Here is a 15,234-nt window from a genome sequence, read left to right on the forward strand (position 1 = left end):
CAAGGGCTGCTTCAAACAGTTTGCTGTGCATCGCTTGTGTTCTTCTTTACCTGGAATCCGCCCACGATACCACCCACTTGAAATTCAAAAGAGGCTGAATAACTGACCTCATGACGTTTCGCCGCTTTTCTGATGCGATAGCTCAGAAAGCGCATCGCCGCTTTCAGGAACCAAGAGGCACCCATCTCTTTCGCAAAATCGGGATCAGGCGGACCCGCGATCCCGATGAGGTTGCCACCCGGCTTGAGCACTCGCAGCGACTTCTCGAGAGCATTTCCGCCCTGCGTATCCAGTACCACGTCGTAGTCCTTCAGGATGGCCCCAAAGTCGTCTTTCTTGTAATCGATGACGATATCCGCACCGAGGCGCTTCACCAGTTCGATATTCGGCGCGCTCGTTGTCGTCGCGACAGTCGCGCCCACATGCTTTGCCAGTTGAATGGCAAAGGTACCAACGCCGCCCGAGCCAGCATGTATGAGCACTTTCTGCCCTTTCTTGAGTTGCCCTTTTTCTATCAGCGCCTGCCAGGCGGTCAACCCCACCAACGGGATTGAAGCCGCCTCCTCCATCGTGAGTGCCGTGGGCTTGAGCGCCACGCCATCCTCTTTGACCGCAATGAATTCCGCGAAAGTGCCGATGCGATCCTTGTGCGGTCGCGCATAGACCTCGTCGCCCGGTTTGAAGCGTCGTACGCGCGATCCGACGCGGACAACAACCCCGGCCAGATCGTTGCCCAAAATCAATGGCAAACGATAAGGCAAAATTAACTTGAAATCCCCGTCCCTGATCTTGGAATCGAGAGGATTCACGCCAGCGGCGTGAATCTGGATCAATACGTCGTCCTCGCGCAGCTCCGGGACCGGCATATCGCCGGCTCGTACGCCATTTTTGCGTCCATATCGATCGACGACGAATGCCTTCATCATGGTTCCTTGTCAGTTTCTCGTTGCGTCAAGTTGTTTCGCAGGCAGTAGCACGGATGTAGAGCTGCAGATCGGTCGCAGCACAGTCATGCGTTGACGTCGACGACTATGCCAGCACGTCCTTGTAGTCTGCCCTTTGGACGGGGAGGCGGCAGCAACACCGTCTACGTTGCGAGCCGCAGATCTTTGCGAATACCCGCGTCTACGAAGCCCGCAGGCGCAAATCTGCGTAGCAATCGCAGACGGCCGGCGAGTCCACCGGCTGCATAGCGGAGTTTCGGACGAGCCGCGATGGCGGCCTGCAGTACGGTCTCGGCCACAACCTCGGGACCGTCAGCGCCCTCGACCACCTCCTTCACTCGCTTATCCACGGCCGAACGCACCTCGCAGTACTCGTCGAGGGGGGCGTCGGGCGCCATGAAGTTCGCGTCAAAAGGCGTCTTGATATAGGCAGGCTCAATGACCGATACCCGGATGCCCATCGTGCGCAACTCATGGTCGAGCGACTCCGAATAGCCTGCGACCGCGTGCTTGGTGGCGGAATACAGCGCCATATAGGGCATGGGTAAGAAACCCAGCACAGAGCCGATGTTGATGATGCGGCCGCTACCTTGTTGCCGCATATGGGGCAACACGGCACGCGTCATGCGGATAATCCCGAAGAAGTTCGTATCGAAGATCTCGCGGGCCTGGTCAATCGAACTCTCTTCTGCAGCGGCAGGGGCGACGCCGAAGCCAGCGTTGTTCACCAGCAGGTCGATGCGGCCGTGTAGGCGCAGTACTTCCTTGACGGCAGCTTCCACTGATTCTTCGCTAGTCACGTCAAGTGGCAGCATCTCGAACGTCCGCTGGCCGGCTTGTGCACCGCGCCGGCTGGTGCCATAGACCTTGTATCCGGCCTTCGTAAGCCGCTTTGCCGTGGCTTCGCCAATTCCAGACGAGGCGCCCGTAACAAGCGCTATTTTGGTTTCCATGATGTCCTTCCGATATCGAGGGATGTCTTTACGTGGTTGGTCGGGCATTCATCCTGATAAAATATGATGCTCATCATATTTTAGATCCAGCGAAAACCGGCACCGGGCCGGCGGATTTACGCGTCAGTGGGCACGAGTTTTTTCAATGCTGCTTGAAGAAAGCTGTCCGACAGCTTGGGGTCGTCAACGGCACGCGCCAGCACCATGGTGCCAACCATGGTGGCAACCGTCATAAGTGCTTGTTCGTGCGCGCCCGGCTGACCCCAATCGGGCAATTGGCGCGCAACGACATCGACCATCTCCTTGATGCGGCGGGTGGCTGCGCGCCGCACGGCCGGCGCCTGGCGCGGCATCTCCGAGCCGAGGGCGGAGACCGGGCAGCCAGTCTCTATGCCTTCACAATGCTCCTTCGACAAATAGGCGCGCACCATCGACGGCAATGCTTGCTCTGGCGGCACGGAGGCGGCGATATGTTCCGACAGGGCCACGGCTTCAGCACCGGCGCGGTCAGCAGCTTCGGCAAGCAGCGCCTCGCGCGATGGAAAGTGGGCATAGAAGCCGCCATGCGTCAGGCCGGCCTCCTTCATGATTTCAGCCACTCCCGTGCCGTCATAACCGCTGCGCCGAATCGCGCGGGCGGCAACCTCGACGATCCGCTCGTGCGTGATTTCCCTACGGCTGACTGTTTTCCGATTGATTTGCGGCTTCTTCATGATGGTCATCATATAACATTTCGGCGCAATTTGCTGCACGGAGCAATGTCGATGGAGATCAATGCGCCCTCCAGACAGCGGCGAGCAGTGCAACTAGCTCCAAGACGCCGAGCCCGAGCTCGGTGTTTGCCTGGCGGTGGTCTTGGCAAGTGTTACAGTCTCGCGCGCGGCTGCCGGCTAGCACATGCGAGGATAGACCGACGACTCCTCGTCCGGCTTACCTTGGCCGTTGTATCCCAAATCCCGCCATTGACTCCGGGCCTGCCCGAAGGACGGCGCAGGGTCGCGAGCAGCCATCGGATCGAGCGGCCACAACCAGCCGATAGTGTTGAAAAACTCCTTTGGAGGCGATTGACCTGCGATTTCAGGGGGGCCCGGCACTGCCATGGCCCGCCGGGTAGTTCTTCACGTGATCGATGAAAGCACGCAGCTTCGGCATGATCTGCCGACGGCTTGGATAGTAGAGAAACACGCCCGGTATCACCGGCGCTAACGGCTCCAGCACGAGCACCAGTTTCCCCGCTCCCAGCCCTTCGGCGACCATCGGCTCAGGTAGCTGGGCAAGGCCTAAACCTTCGACTGCCGCACCCAGCATGGTAGGGAAGTCATGCGCGATGAGAGGGCCCGATACAACGATCTCGATCGCGCGGCCGTTGTCGTTGAATGACCAGGGCGCGATCGCACCGTTGGATCGCCGCCATCGCAAACATGCATGTTCGCGCAGATCGTCCATGCGTTCGGGACGGCTGCGGCCTGCGAAGTAGGCAGGGCTGCCGACGATGATAAGACGAAACGGGGGCGTCAACGGCACCGCGACCATGTCCGCGGCAACGAACTGAGCTAGCCGGATGCCGGCGTCGAAGCCTTCCGCCGCAAGATCGATCAGCTCCTCGCTTACGGCGATCTCCACTTCGACCTCGGGATAAGCCTTGCAGAAGGATGCAATCAGTGGTTCCAGCAGGATCGGCACCACCGCGCGCGGCACCGAAAGACGCAACAATCCGGCAGGCCGCTGGCCGAGTCCGCGCGCAACCTCACTGGCGGCGACAAGCTCTTCGAAGGCAGGCTTTGCACGCGAAAGAAACCGTTCGCCAGCTTCTGTCAGACCGACACTGCGCGTGGTGCGTATGAAGAGCGCTGCGCCAATGCGCGCTTCAAGCACATGCACCGACTGGCTGACGGCCGAGGGGGTCACGCCGAGTTCGGCGGCTGCCCGGCGAAAATTGCGATGCCGGGCAACGCTGAGGAACGCCTCCACGCCATCGAGCGCGCCCTGCCTGACTGTGAAGTTCTGCTTCATAGCCCGTCAACGTTGTGATGAATAGTCGCTCGCCGGAGGTCATGGTACACCTACACCTGCGGATGAGGCGTCGCGCCGATCTCGACTCGCAAGCCCGGAACAATCCGCTTGAGACCGTGGAGGAACCTCGCAATGAACGATGCACTTGATGGCGTGCGCGATCACTATCGCGCGACCGGCTTGACCGAGCGGCTGAGGGTCGCACTCGCGGTCCTTGGACCGGAGGATCAGCCGCTCACACCACAGCAACTGGACGCCCTCGACCAGTTTCACACCCGTGGGCTTGCTGCCACCGCCGAGCTTGCCGAGTTGGCCGGGATCACCGCCGACATGTCGGTGCTGGACGTCGGATCGGGCATCGGCGGGCCGGCCCGTGTTCTGGCTGCAACCCGTGGCTGCCGGGTTACGGGTATCGACCTCAGCGAACCGTTCGTGGATGCCGCGCGCTATCTCACCCAGCGCACCAGGCAAAGCGAACAGGTGTCGTTTCGTACCGCCAGCGCCCTCGAACTTCCCTTCGACGACAGCCGCTTTGATGTGGTGTTGCTGCAGCATGTTGCGATGAACATCGCCGATCGCGCGCGGCTTTACCGAGAGATCCGACGTGTGCTGAAGCCAGGCGGCAAGTTCGCGACGTTCGACGTCGTCGCAAACGGCAGCGAACTGCTCTATCCCGTTCCTTGGGCGCGAACCCCGGCCACGAGCTTTCTCCTGACGGCCGAGGCAACACACGAGGCAATCGAGAAAGCAGGCTTCCGCACGCTGGCGTGGCAAGACGACACGGAAGCCGCAAAAGCCTGGATCACCCAACGGCGTGCGTCTGGGCCGCCGCCCTCGCCAAATCTCGGCGTGGTGCTGGGGCCGGACTTCGCGCAACTATTCACCAACCTGGGACGCAATCTCATGGAAGGCCGACTCGGCATTCTCACTGCGGTGTTCGAAGCCGCCCCCACGAAGATCCGGAATCACGTGGAGAACCGCTCATGACCGCCGCTCGTGTTCCTGCTGATATCGTCTCGCCGCGTCCCGCGTGGCGCGACCTGCTTTGGATAGCACCGCTGACGGTTCTGTGGATTGGCTTGATCTACTGGCAGCCGATTATCCCGGCCAGCGGCGTTCCCACCACCGCTCACCAACTGACGGCCCATGCTGTTATCGCGGTCGGTTTATGGCTTGGCCTCGAACGCACCGACCTGACGCTGGGCCGACGCCGCACGACCTGGCTTGCGGTGATGATCCCATACACGCTTTGGTTCGCCGTCGCCTGGAGCGCGGCCATCAATGGCGTCTTCGGCAGCGGCACCTCGCCCTCACCGATGCCGTTGCTGCCGTTGGCGATCTTTCTCCCGGTGCTGATCGGTGCGCCACTGTTGCTGTTGCCGAAGCGGATGGGGCAGGTGCTCGATGCGATGCCTGAGACCTGGCTCGTCGCCATTCAGCTTTACCGCGTATTCGGCAGCTGGGCTCTCGCTGCCTGGCTGCGTGGGGAGATGCCCGGCGTGTTCGCGTTGCCGGCGGGAATCGGCGACGTGCTGACCGGCGTGTTCGCCGTACCGGCGGCAATCGCCGTCGCGACCGGCACGGCCGAGGGTCGGAAAGCGGCGATCATCTGGAACATCTTCGGCCTCGCGGATTTCGCCATTGCCATCACCCTGGGGTTGATCACTTCGCCCGGCCGGTTCCAACTGATCGTTCCGAATGTGCCAAGCATCGGTGCCGGCGCTTATCCGGATGTGTTGACCCCGGCATTTGTCGTGCCAAGCTCGATCCTGCTGCACGCGCTGTCGCTGCGCCAGTTGATCCGGCGATCCGCCGGCTGATCTAGCCGTCGCGTTTCCGAAAAGCGGCCTCCCCGGCATCTGACACCTCGACCCACTCCGGGTCAGGCGCGGCGTCGGGGACGTAACTGTCGTGCCAGTTCCACCACTTATACGGTCGGCTCTGAGGGTAGCCCTCCGGCGAGTCCTCCCACGTCTCCTGACGCCCGAGCGCCGTCATGTCGAGGTAGCTCCAGGTGGTGCCCATCGCTTCGTCGCCGCGGCTGTTGATGAAGTAGGTGCGGAACGCGCGATCGCCGTCGCGGAGGAACGCGTTGTGGCCGTGCCACTGGTCCACACCGAAATCGGCGTCGAAACTGTCGGTGATCGTGTACCAGGGGATCTCCCACCCCATTCGAGCCTTCAGGCGCGCGATGTCAGCCTGCGGCGCGCGTGAGGCGAACACGAGGGTGGTGTCGCGGGCGTTCAAATGGGCAAGGTGGGCAACGTGGTCGGCCACCATGGAACAGCCGATGCAGGCATGCTCCGGCCAGCCGTGCACGCCAGGTTCAAAGAAGGCGCGATAGATGATCAGCTGGCGGCGACCGTCGAACAGGTCAAGCAGGCCCGCTTTGCCCTCGGGCCCGTTGAACACATACGCTTTTTCAACGGCAACCCAGGGCATCCGCCGTCGCTCGGCGGCCAATGCGTCACGGGCGCGGGTCAAGGCCTTCTCTTTGACGAGAAGCTGCTCGCGCGCAGCCTCCCACTCTTGTGGCGACACAATCGGCAGCGTTTTCATGGCGTGCTGTCCTTCTTTACGGCCGTCATCAGGTGATGTAATCGTGGTCATTGCAACCTCAGAATTAGAGCGAGCTCGCGTGTCCTCGGGCTGGAACGCAATACCGTTCACTGCCGATCGCTCGCTGTTGGTCATGAGGTAGTTTTAGTCGCCAGACGTCGAACGGTGGGAGTGACAAGTGTGACGGGATTCATTGTCTGCGGCTGAGCGGCCGGTTACCCGGTAAGAGCAGGCTTTTACGTCCAGCGATCGACTGTCTCAAGCGGGTTGCGGAAACGGCCGTTCGTCCTTGGCTAACGAACGGCAGCTCATCGCCCATAGCCACCGGCGGGCAATTGGCTTTCTGGGTCCATCAGGAGTGTCCGCTTTGAAGAACGCCGAACTGCCGCTCTCGAGGTGCTTGTGCTTCCTGTTTCATGGCGTTGGCCGGCTGAAATGCAAGATTTTCGCGTTCATCCGGATGGGGTAGATACAGCCGTTACGCGTCACACTGGATGCACAGCGCGCAAAGCCGTGGAATCCTGGTCGCTTACTTTATTCCTTGCATACACTCCTTCGGATCCATGGCCCCCAGGTTCTTGACGATTTCGAATTTCATGCCCTTCACCTGGGCGATATACATGTTCATCCGGACGTGATGCTGGCCGGGCACCATTTCAGCCGGGCCGCCTGGCCCCTGTGCGATCTTCGCGTGGTCCAGTGCTTTGATCACATCATCCTGGGTTAGCGAGCCGGCTTCGTTTACCGCAGCCTCCCAGAGTTTCAGGCCACGGTACATGCCGGTGGCTGCGCTGCCGGCGGTGAATTTGGCGTCGCCTGGATAGAGCTTGTCATACTTCGCCAACAGTTCCTCGCTAAAAGGATCGTTGACGTTCTGATAGTAGTCGAGGCAACTGTATAGGCCCTCCACTTGTTCCGGCGGAAAGAAGCCCAGGAAGTTCTCCTCGAAGTACGTGCACACGAGGTGGCCGCCGCGCTTCATGAAGCCGGACTGATGGAGTTGTTCGAGGAACGACCCCAGGCCGGGCGGAACTATCGTGTTGAATACCACCTCGGCTCCGCTGGAGATGATCTTTTCGATTGTCGCTCTATAGTCGGTGTGGTCGAGCGGAAAGTACTCCTCGCCGACGATCGAGCCGCCATGGGCGGTTGCCACCTCACGTAGCTTCCTGTTCATCGTGTGCGGCCAGATGTAATCAGCCGACGGACAGTAGAACTTCTTTGCTCCGGTGTTCTGCATCAGCCATGGAATCGTGGATTCAACCTGCTGAGCTGGCACCGGGCCGGTGCAGAAGATCAGCGGGTGGCATTCCTCTCCCTCGTATTGCTCCGGATAGATGTAGAGCTTCTTGCCCTGCAAGACAGCAGGGCCCTTGATGGCTTGCCTCATGGAGCTGTAAATGCCGCCGAAGACAACGTCGACCTGATCTTGCTGGACGAGCTTGCTCGACTTGGCTTGCCCAACGCTATCGGTCGTTGCGCTGTCCTCGAGGTACAGATCGATCTTCCGTCCCAACAAGCCACCCCTTGCGTTTATCTCATTGATCACCATTTTGGCCACATTTGCATTGGCGATACCCAAGAACGAGAGGGGACCTGTAATGTCGGTGATGACGCCCACCTTGATGGATCCGCTTGTTGAATCACTCATCGGTTCTTCCCCCCTCAAAGGATCGGTTATCGACGAACACCCAACGGCCACGTTAAGCGGCGCAAGGCAAGGCCGCCGGCTTGCATCAGTAGCTGGGCGATATTGTCAAGACTAGTCCATTGGGGCAGTTTTTCCTGTCCACTACCTCACTAGCGACTGATGCCTCCGTTCAAGTTAAGAGTTAAGAGTAAAGGCGACCAATGGCAGCTACAGGTTGATAAGCAAGCATCACATGATCGAAGGTGCAAGTGGCTGCTTAGGCCGATGAAGCAATGATCGCCAACCTTGAGCCGGATGGCCGCTAGCCCCCCTTCACCGGCCGTTCAGCGAGCGGAGGCTGGATGGCGGCTCATCGACCAAAGCAGACACCCGAAAAGTCAACCCGTCTGTTTCCGCGTTCCGCGAACCGTCAACTTTGAAGACCCGCCGCTATAGCGGCGGTCGAACGACGTCCCGAATGGGCGGCATGAGCCGCGTGATCGGTGGCGCACCCGCGAGCATCCGCCAATTGCGCTCTGCGCCATATCGTCTATGTTAGGTGCAGTAAGCTGAGGAGAGTGGGATGCGACGAGACGGCCAACGCCAGCGGTTGTTCGCGACCGCTGCCAACGGCTGCCAAGGCCGCAGCATGTCGCGGACCGCCTTTTTCTTCGCCGCCGGCTGTCTCGCCATTCTCTTGGTAGCTTGCGGGACACCGGTGGTCGGCACTCCGCAGCTCCTGTCATTCCTGCAAGACGGTTCGACGACGCGCGAAGACGTCTACCTGCACCTGGCCGAACCCAGTGCAACGTTTGAGGCCGGGCGCATTCATACGTATCTGTTGGACGAGGACCAGGCCGGCTACATCCTGATGCACCGTAGCGGGAAGGAATGGAATGGCAAGTACAGCCTGGTGCTCGCCTTTGACGAGCATGGCGTGCTGCGGCGCCACTCCCTGGTCAGGATCCGGTCGATTCCAAACTCGCCCTGACCGGGGAAGGAAATGCAATGTCTTCGCATGCGTACTGGTCCATCGCTGGCGCAGGCAGTGCGGCGTTGCTGCTAGCCGGCTGCCCGATCCCCATCCCACCAGGCTATGATCGGGACAGCCGCGAGAATGTCGCAGCCACGGCTCCGGTGGCCATCAAGGCGGGTGAGACCACGCGCGAGGATGTGTTAATGCTGCTGGGCGAGCCCGACGTCGTGGCGATTGACGAGTCCTGGATAGCGTATGCCAGCACCTACACCTCTGGCGGTCTCGCCGTGCTCGTGGCCGCAGGTTCAGGAGCAGGCGTAGTCGGCGCCGCGAACATGCGCTACCGCCGTTTGATCATCGAGTTTGATCCGCTGGGTGCCACAACCGCGCTGGTGTTCGAATCCAAACGTTGCTTCGAGTATGGCGCCGTCGCACTCAACAACAATCCGAATAGTCAAGGGATCGGCAGCAAGCCGTGCTTGGATGCCCAGGGGCGGGACATCCCCAGCAAGCTCCATTTGCCTGCCATGCGCGAGTGAGTGCCGGTCTGTCAGTTCGGCAAGCAATGCGACAGCTCAAGAGGACGCATCCGCTGATAGGACATATCAGTTTCTGGTAAAGCGAAAAGAAGTGATTGTTGGACGAGTCAACCTTGGCGGCGTGACACGCCCTTACTTTAACAAGGCGTCGCTCGGATATCGAATCGGCGAGCGCTTCGCGGGTGACGGATATGCGACCAAAGCAGTTGAGCTAGTGTTAAGCAAAGCTCGTGATGATTTTGACCTGCGGCGAATCGAGGCCACGGTCGGGCCTGAAAATCAGGCGTCTTCTCGTGTTCTGACACGCAATGGTTTTGCAGTGTACGGGACAGCTAGACGTAGCATGAAGCTTCATGGAACGCTGATTCGGAAATATAAAGGACGTGTATTGCCGCATCTTTGAACGCCCGCCATCGAGGTTTTCGAATGACGGTTCCGGGTCGGCATGCGACGACCGACGCCTGATGGCCAAGGGCCCCTCCCGGCCCAGAAGCAGACATACATCTGATTCAGACAACACGTGCCTGATCCGACGCAAGTCAGAGCGGCAACAGGGCGGCACGGGCGGCGGCCAGAACCTCGCGACTCAAACCATCGAGCAACCCTGACGCCGCGCGTGCGTGTTGCCAGTGAAGTGGTACGTCCAGCGGGGTGTCCGGCACCAACTCGACGAGTGAACCGTCCTGAAGATGAGGGGCGATCAGTGCCTTCGGATGCAAGCCCCAGCCCATGCCCGCCAGGGCTGCGGTCACAAAGGCCTGTGGCGAAGGCAACGTGTGCCGGGGAAGCTCCACATGCCGATGGCATAAACGCCGCGCCCAGCGCGCCTGCAACTCGTCTTTGGTGTTGAACACCAGGCTGGGCGCCTTCGCCAGACTGCCAGCCCCCACGCCGTCGGCGAAATGGCGTTGCACGAATGCCGGGCTGGCGGCCGCCAGGTAGCGCATGGAGCCCAACGGGCGGCTGTTGCAGCCTGCGGCAGGACGCGCTGTGGCCGTCACGGCGGCCAGCACTGCGCCGCTGCGCAACCACTCGGTGGTGTGTTCCTGGTCATCCACCGTCACCTCCATCAACACGGGACTTTCTGCAGCAAAGGCCGCGATGGCCGGGGCGACCCACGTGGCCAGGCTGTCGGCATTCACCGCAATGGGTAGCGCTACCCGTGCAATGCCCTCCGGAGCAAGCGCCGGTAGAGCCCCCTGCAACGCCTGCTCGAGCAGCCGCACACGGTCAACGTGTTGGCACAGTCGTCGCCCCGTCTCCGTGGCCCGGCAGGGCTGATCGCGCACCACCAGCGCGCAGCCTACGCGCTCCTCCAGCAGGCGGATCCGCTGCGATATCGCCGATGGCGTCACATGGAGCGCGCGGGCTGCACGCTCGAAGCTGCCCTCCCGAACCACAGCAGCCAATGCGGATAGAGCGGAGTAATCAAGCATCAGATAAGTTTAACTAAACTGAGTGAAGAAACGGTAGTTTGTCTTCATTCGCAAGTGCAGGCAAGCTCAACGCATGATCACCTCGCTTGCCACCACTTCGCTTGCCTTATCCGTTTCCCTCCAGGGCCTGGCCTTGAGCCTGGGGCTCATCGTGGCCATCGGCGCGCAGAACGCGTTCGTACTGCGCCAGGGTCTGCGTCGTGAGCATGTGGGCAGCGTGGTGCTGTTCTGCGCCATGGCGGACGCCTTGCTGATTGCCGCGGGTGTCATGGGCATGGCCCAGGCCTTGGGGGAGAGCCCCGGCCTTGCGCGTGCACTGTCGCTGGCCGGGGCCATCTTCCTGGCGGTATATGGATGGCAGGCTCTGCGACGTGCGCGGCATTCGCGCCAATTGAAAGCATCTGAGGGTGGGGAGGGCCTCAGCCAGGGTGCCGCACTGGCGCAGGCGGCGGCCTTCACGCTGCTCAACCCCCATGTTTACCTGGATACGGTGCTGCTGGTGGGCAGCATTGGTGCCCAGCAACCCGCGGCGCTACGGGGCTGGTTCGTGGCGGGCGCAAGCTTGGCCAGCTTGTTCTGGTTTGGGCTTCTGGGCTTTGGCGCACGCTGGCTGGCGCCCTGCTTCGCCCGACCGAGGGCCTGGCAGGTGCTGGATGGCCTGATCGGTGTGACCATGTTCGTGCTGTCCGCTCTGCTGGTGCGTCACGCCCTCAAAGGATTCTGAGGCGTTCTCATTGAGGCCCCCGCAGGAGGCATGCAGGGGGCGCCACGAAGGCGCCACCTCGGCCGGCGCATGGTCGCGGCCGACCATGGCGGCGCTGGCTAAAGCCCTTCACCCCTTGCGGAACAGAGGGGCGCCTCGGGGGGCACCGGTCGTGCCGCCGTCGACGACGATTTCCGCCGCTGTAATGCCCGAAGCATCATCGGACGCGAGGAACAGCGCCGCCTTGGCAACCTCTTCCGGTGTGGCCAGGCGACCCATCGGAACGCCTGGCGCGAGCGCGTTTTCGATCTCCTCCAGCGTCGCGCCGACTCTCGCGCCGCGCGTCCAGATCGACGTGCGCGTGCCGCCAGGGATAACGGTATTCACCCGGATGCCACGCTGAACGAGTTCGGACGCAAACACCTTCGCCATTCCAGTGACGCCGGCCTTTGTTGCGGAGTAAGCGGCCGATCCCGGCGAGCCCAGTTCGCGCATCACCGAGCCGTTCAGGACAATTGAGCCGCCTGCGCTCATCAACGGAAGCGCCCCTTGGACCGTGAGAAAGACCGCCGTGAGATTAGTGCGAAGAATCGCCTCGAACGCAGCGGATGTCGTGCCGCCGAGCGGCGTGGGACCGGAAATCCCGGCATTGGCGAACACGATATCGAGCGACCCGAAGGCGTCCTGAATCTGTTTGAACATCGATTCGATCGCGGCGTCGTCGTCGAGATCCGCCTGGATGCCAACGGCGTTTTCACCCAGTTCGGACACCGCCTCGTCCAGTTTTGCGCGATCGCGGCCGGTGATCGCAACACGGGCACCTTCGGCAATCAAAAGCTTCGCCGCAGCAAAGCCAATCCCACTGTTGCCGCCGGTTACGAGTGCGGTTTTTCCACTAAAGCGCATGATCCTTCTCCTTTGCATTGCGTGTTACGACGCGAGATCGCGCCGAAAGCGGCGCCTGTTGGCGACGCGAGAACCTGGGAACTTGCCATGCAGCGCCGGACAGCAGCCGCATCCGATCTGACCTGACCATCGCTAACAGCGCAATTCTGTATGTTGATCGTCATGCAGAAATTCAGTATTATGCGCGTAATGCAAGTTGTCAAGAGGGATGAGGCGAAGAATGGGTTATTCGCAGGCACAGAAGGCTGAGAGCAGGGAGCGCATTCTGGAGAACGCGTCGCGGCAGATCCGCGAACACGGCATTGAGGCTCTTGGTGTCGCCGACTGCATGCGCAGCGCGGGTTTAACGCACGGGGCGTTCTACGGCCATTTTTCGTCGCGTGATGCGTTGATCGTGGAAGCACTTGAGCACGCGGTCATTCAAAGCGAGAAGCGCCTTGCATCTCTTGCCGCGGGGTCGGGCAAGCAGGCGAAAACCCCGCTGCAGTCTATTGCCGAGGCCTTCCTCAATGAGCGTCACGTGAAGAATCCAGGCAACGGATGCGCATTGTGCGCGCTTGCAGGTGAGGCGCGCCATGTGAATCCCGACATCCGGGAACTACTAACTGGCTACGTACGGAAATTGGCGGCACGGATAGCGCAGGCTACATCCGGTAACAACGAAAACGCGGCGCTTGGCATCGTCGCGACCATCGTGGGAGCGATTACGCTTGCGCGCGCGGTGGACGACGACAAGCTGGCGAAGTCGATTCTTTCCGCCTCGCTCGCGATGGTCATGACGCAGGACGGCGGCGCCCGTTAGCGCTTTAGACGCTCATGCCAAGATCGGTAATACTGATCGTTTTCGCGTCGCACGCTCGCATCAGGGCCATGCCGCGTCGGCGGGCCAATGGCACACATCTACCGACACCCTCTTCATTGACTGAGACACGGGTGACAGTAGGCTTTCTCTGCGTGCCTCGCCGACTGTTCCCCGATTAGCTCCTCCCCCGGATGTCCGCTTCGGGTCGGCCTGCGCGTCGTCCTTTTCGAGGCTTGCTCGGCGTTCACTCACGTTACGGCCTGCACACTCGCGCTGTCACCGTATTTCGTGACTCGCTTACCCGAAGGCTTCAGCCACTTCGTTACCTCCCGCCGCCTCCGCATGATAATGTCGGCCTTGGCCATGCGCTAACAGGAGGTTGTCATGCCCCGATACGTTGCCTTTCTTCGCGGCGTCAGCCCGATGAATGCCCGGATGCCCTCGCTCAAGCTCTGCTTCGAGGCGGCGGGCTTCTCCGAAGTGAAGACCTTGCTCTCCAGCGGGAACGTCGTGTTCAATGCTCGCTCGTCGTCACTGGCCGCCCTGGAGCGACGCGCCGAGAAGGCGATGCAAGCCGGACTGGGCCGCAGCTTCGACACCTTTGTCCGGCCCAGCAGCTATCTCCAGGACCTCATCGACGCGGACCCCTTCGCCGAGCTCAGCCTCTCGCCTTCGGCCAAACGGGTTGTCACCTTTCTCCGTAGTCCCGTGTCGCCAGACCTGAAGCTGCCCATCGAGCGCGACGGTGCAAGCATCGTCAAGGCCAATGCCATGGAGGTCTTCAGCGCCTACGTCCCTGACCTGAAGAAGGGCCCCGTGTTCATGAGCCTGCTCGAACGCTCGTTCGGTAAGGACATCACCACTCGAACGCTCGACACGGTCATCAAGTGCGCCGGTGCATAACCCTCATGTGCAAGCGCCGGACGCCCAGAACACTTGCACCAACCGGCTGAAATGGGTCGACAAGAGCCGAACGGTACACCGCTGCCGGAGGTCGCACTCCGGCCAGGAGCCGACCTTGGCTGTGCTTTCGCGAGGGTCCGATTCAGACTGGTGAGCGGCTGTTCGATGGAGACCATCGAACTGGCAATTTCGCCGAACTCCCACCGCGGAACGATCGCGCCACTCGCAAGCTTCAGCGCCTCTTCATCTCAAATCGTCGAAGTCTTCTGGCGCTAGCCTGAGGGCGGCAGCTCTTCCCCAAGCCGAATCTCCACGCAGACGCATTGTGCCGAAGCCCAATCGATTGATTGTCAAGTCGCCGAGGTCAATCGTTCCGGCGAGCGCTGCGCTGTTCTGTTCTGTTTCAATGGCACCTCCATCTTGTCGGCGTCCTCAACCGAAGTGGTTGGTCTCCGGCCGGTTGCGCTGGGTCAAACGGCGCGCCCCAATTCCAGTGGACATTGAGAGCGAGCAACTGATACTCCATTCTTTCTCAGAAGAATCTATAATTGCTCGCTATGAGCAAGGTTTATCGGATCAACGAATTCGCAAAGCGCATCGGACGGGCTCCCAGTACGGTGCGCCGCTGGGAGCGCGAAGGCATCCTGGCGGCTAAGCGCCTGCCTTCCGGACATCGGTACTTTGACGAGTCCGACGTTCGGGCGATGCTTGGCGGCGGGCCTGAGAAGCGATCGACAATCGTGTACTGCCGCGTCAGTAGCGCTGGGCAGCGCCACGACTTGCGATCTCAGGTGGCGGCGATGGAGGAATACTGCCGGGCTGGCGCAATTGCTGTTGACGAGTGGATTCAGGAAGTCGGCGGCGGCATGA

The 15,234-nt window shown here is 61.1% G+C and carries 17 protein-coding genes; 9 read left to right on the top strand and 8 right to left on the bottom strand.

Features of this window, described 5'->3' with window-relative positions; genetic code table 11:
- Positions 1-11: 11 nt before the first annotated feature.
- From ACYP5B_RS13005 to ACYP5B_RS13020, 4 genes are all read right to left on the bottom strand, one after another.
- Positions 12-923, bottom strand: a complete 912-nt coding sequence (locus ACYP5B_RS13005; RefSeq protein WP_459569913.1) for an NADP-dependent oxidoreductase — start codon at positions 921-923, stop codon at positions 12-14.
- A gap of 164 nt (positions 924-1,087) precedes the next feature.
- Complete coding sequence (locus ACYP5B_RS13010) at positions 1,088-1,897, bottom strand: oxidoreductase (protein WP_459569897.1); 810 nt, start codon at positions 1,895-1,897, stop codon at positions 1,088-1,090.
- A 116-nt stretch (positions 1,898-2,013) separates the two neighbouring features.
- On the bottom strand, positions 2,014-2,622 hold the full coding sequence (locus tag ACYP5B_RS13015; protein WP_459569898.1) for a TetR/AcrR family transcriptional regulator: 609 nt from the start codon (positions 2,620-2,622) through the stop codon (positions 2,014-2,016).
- A gap of 352 nt (positions 2,623-2,974) precedes the next feature.
- Complete coding sequence (locus ACYP5B_RS13020; RefSeq protein WP_459569899.1) at positions 2,975-3,910, bottom strand: LysR family transcriptional regulator; 936 nt, start codon at positions 3,908-3,910, stop codon at positions 2,975-2,977.
- Positions 3,911-4,042: 132 nt separating this feature from the next.
- On the opposite strand from ACYP5B_RS13020, the gene ACYP5B_RS13025 reads away from it, so the two are divergent.
- The gene (locus ACYP5B_RS13025) at positions 4,043-4,897 is read left to right on the top strand and encodes a class I SAM-dependent methyltransferase (RefSeq protein ID WP_459569900.1); all 855 of its coding nucleotides are present in this window, start codon (positions 4,043-4,045) and stop codon (positions 4,895-4,897) included.
- The gene (locus ACYP5B_RS13030; protein WP_459569901.1) at positions 4,894-5,730 is read left to right on the top strand and encodes an MFS transporter; all 837 of its coding nucleotides are present in this window, start codon (positions 4,894-4,896) and stop codon (positions 5,728-5,730) included. The genes ACYP5B_RS13025 and ACYP5B_RS13030 overlap by 4 nt, the downstream gene beginning before the upstream one ends.
- 1 nt (position 5,731) lies before the next feature.
- Here the strand turns inward: ACYP5B_RS13030 and ACYP5B_RS13035 are convergent, their stop codons facing one another.
- Positions 5,732-6,520 carry a DUF899 domain-containing protein gene (locus ACYP5B_RS13035; protein ID WP_459569902.1) on the bottom strand — a complete coding sequence of 263 codons (789 nt, stop codon included), beginning with the start codon at positions 6,518-6,520 and terminating at the stop codon, positions 5,732-5,734.
- A 478-nt stretch (positions 6,521-6,998) separates the two neighbouring features.
- A complete protein-coding gene (locus ACYP5B_RS13040; protein ID WP_459569903.1) occupies positions 6,999-8,120 on the bottom strand; it encodes a substrate-binding protein in 1,122 nt (373 codons plus the stop codon).
- A 628-nt stretch (positions 8,121-8,748) separates the two neighbouring features.
- On the opposite strand from ACYP5B_RS13040, the gene ACYP5B_RS13045 reads away from it, so the two are divergent.
- Genes ACYP5B_RS13045 through ACYP5B_RS13055 form a run of 3 tightly spaced genes read left to right on the top strand, consistent with a single transcriptional unit; the run spans position 8,749 to position 10,017 of the window.
- Positions 8,749-9,090: a hypothetical protein gene (locus tag ACYP5B_RS13045; protein WP_459569904.1), complete on the top strand. Its 342-nt coding sequence runs from the start codon at positions 8,749-8,751 to the stop codon at positions 9,088-9,090.
- A 17-nt stretch (positions 9,091-9,107) separates the two neighbouring features.
- Positions 9,108-9,614, top strand: a complete 507-nt coding sequence (locus tag ACYP5B_RS13050; RefSeq protein ID WP_459569905.1) for a hypothetical protein — start codon at positions 9,108-9,110, stop codon at positions 9,612-9,614.
- Positions 9,559-10,017 carry a GNAT family N-acetyltransferase gene (locus tag ACYP5B_RS13055; RefSeq protein ID WP_459569906.1) on the top strand — a complete coding sequence of 153 codons (459 nt, stop codon included), beginning with the start codon at positions 9,559-9,561 and terminating at the stop codon, positions 10,015-10,017. Before ACYP5B_RS13050 ends, ACYP5B_RS13055 begins: the two co-directional genes overlap by 56 nt.
- Before the next feature lie 136 nt (positions 10,018-10,153).
- On the opposite strand, the gene ACYP5B_RS13060 is transcribed toward ACYP5B_RS13055, so the two are convergent.
- Positions 10,154-11,050, bottom strand: coding sequence for a LysR family transcriptional regulator ArgP (locus ACYP5B_RS13060; RefSeq protein WP_459569907.1), 897 nt, complete (start codon positions 11,048-11,050; stop codon positions 10,154-10,156).
- A gap of 73 nt (positions 11,051-11,123) precedes the next feature.
- On the opposite strand from ACYP5B_RS13060, the gene ACYP5B_RS13065 reads away from it, so the two are divergent.
- Positions 11,124-11,774 carry a LysE/ArgO family amino acid transporter gene (locus ACYP5B_RS13065; RefSeq protein WP_459569909.1) on the top strand — a complete coding sequence of 217 codons (651 nt, stop codon included), beginning with the start codon at positions 11,124-11,126 and terminating at the stop codon, positions 11,772-11,774.
- Between the two features lie 108 nt (positions 11,775-11,882).
- On the opposite strand, the gene ACYP5B_RS13070 is transcribed toward ACYP5B_RS13065, so the two are convergent.
- Positions 11,883-12,659: an SDR family NAD(P)-dependent oxidoreductase gene (locus tag ACYP5B_RS13070; RefSeq protein ID WP_459569910.1), complete on the bottom strand. Its 777-nt coding sequence runs from the start codon at positions 12,657-12,659 to the stop codon at positions 11,883-11,885.
- 220 nt (positions 12,660-12,879) lie between these two features.
- On the opposite strand from ACYP5B_RS13070, the gene ACYP5B_RS13075 reads away from it, so the two are divergent.
- The 3 genes from ACYP5B_RS13075 to ACYP5B_RS13085 all read left to right on the top strand — a co-directional run.
- Positions 12,880-13,461 carry a TetR/AcrR family transcriptional regulator gene (locus ACYP5B_RS13075; RefSeq protein WP_459569911.1) on the top strand — a complete coding sequence of 194 codons (582 nt, stop codon included), beginning with the start codon at positions 12,880-12,882 and terminating at the stop codon, positions 13,459-13,461.
- Between the two features lie 384 nt (positions 13,462-13,845).
- Positions 13,846-14,364 carry a DUF1697 domain-containing protein gene (locus ACYP5B_RS13080; protein ID WP_459569912.1) on the top strand — a complete coding sequence of 173 codons (519 nt, stop codon included), beginning with the start codon at positions 13,846-13,848 and terminating at the stop codon, positions 14,362-14,364.
- Between the two features lie 557 nt (positions 14,365-14,921).
- Positions 14,922-15,234: MerR family transcriptional regulator (locus tag ACYP5B_RS13085; protein WP_459569914.1), on the top strand; the 313-nt coding region annotated here is incomplete at its 3' end.

The sequence above is a fragment of the Cupriavidus sp. 8B genome, from assembly GCF_054589115.1.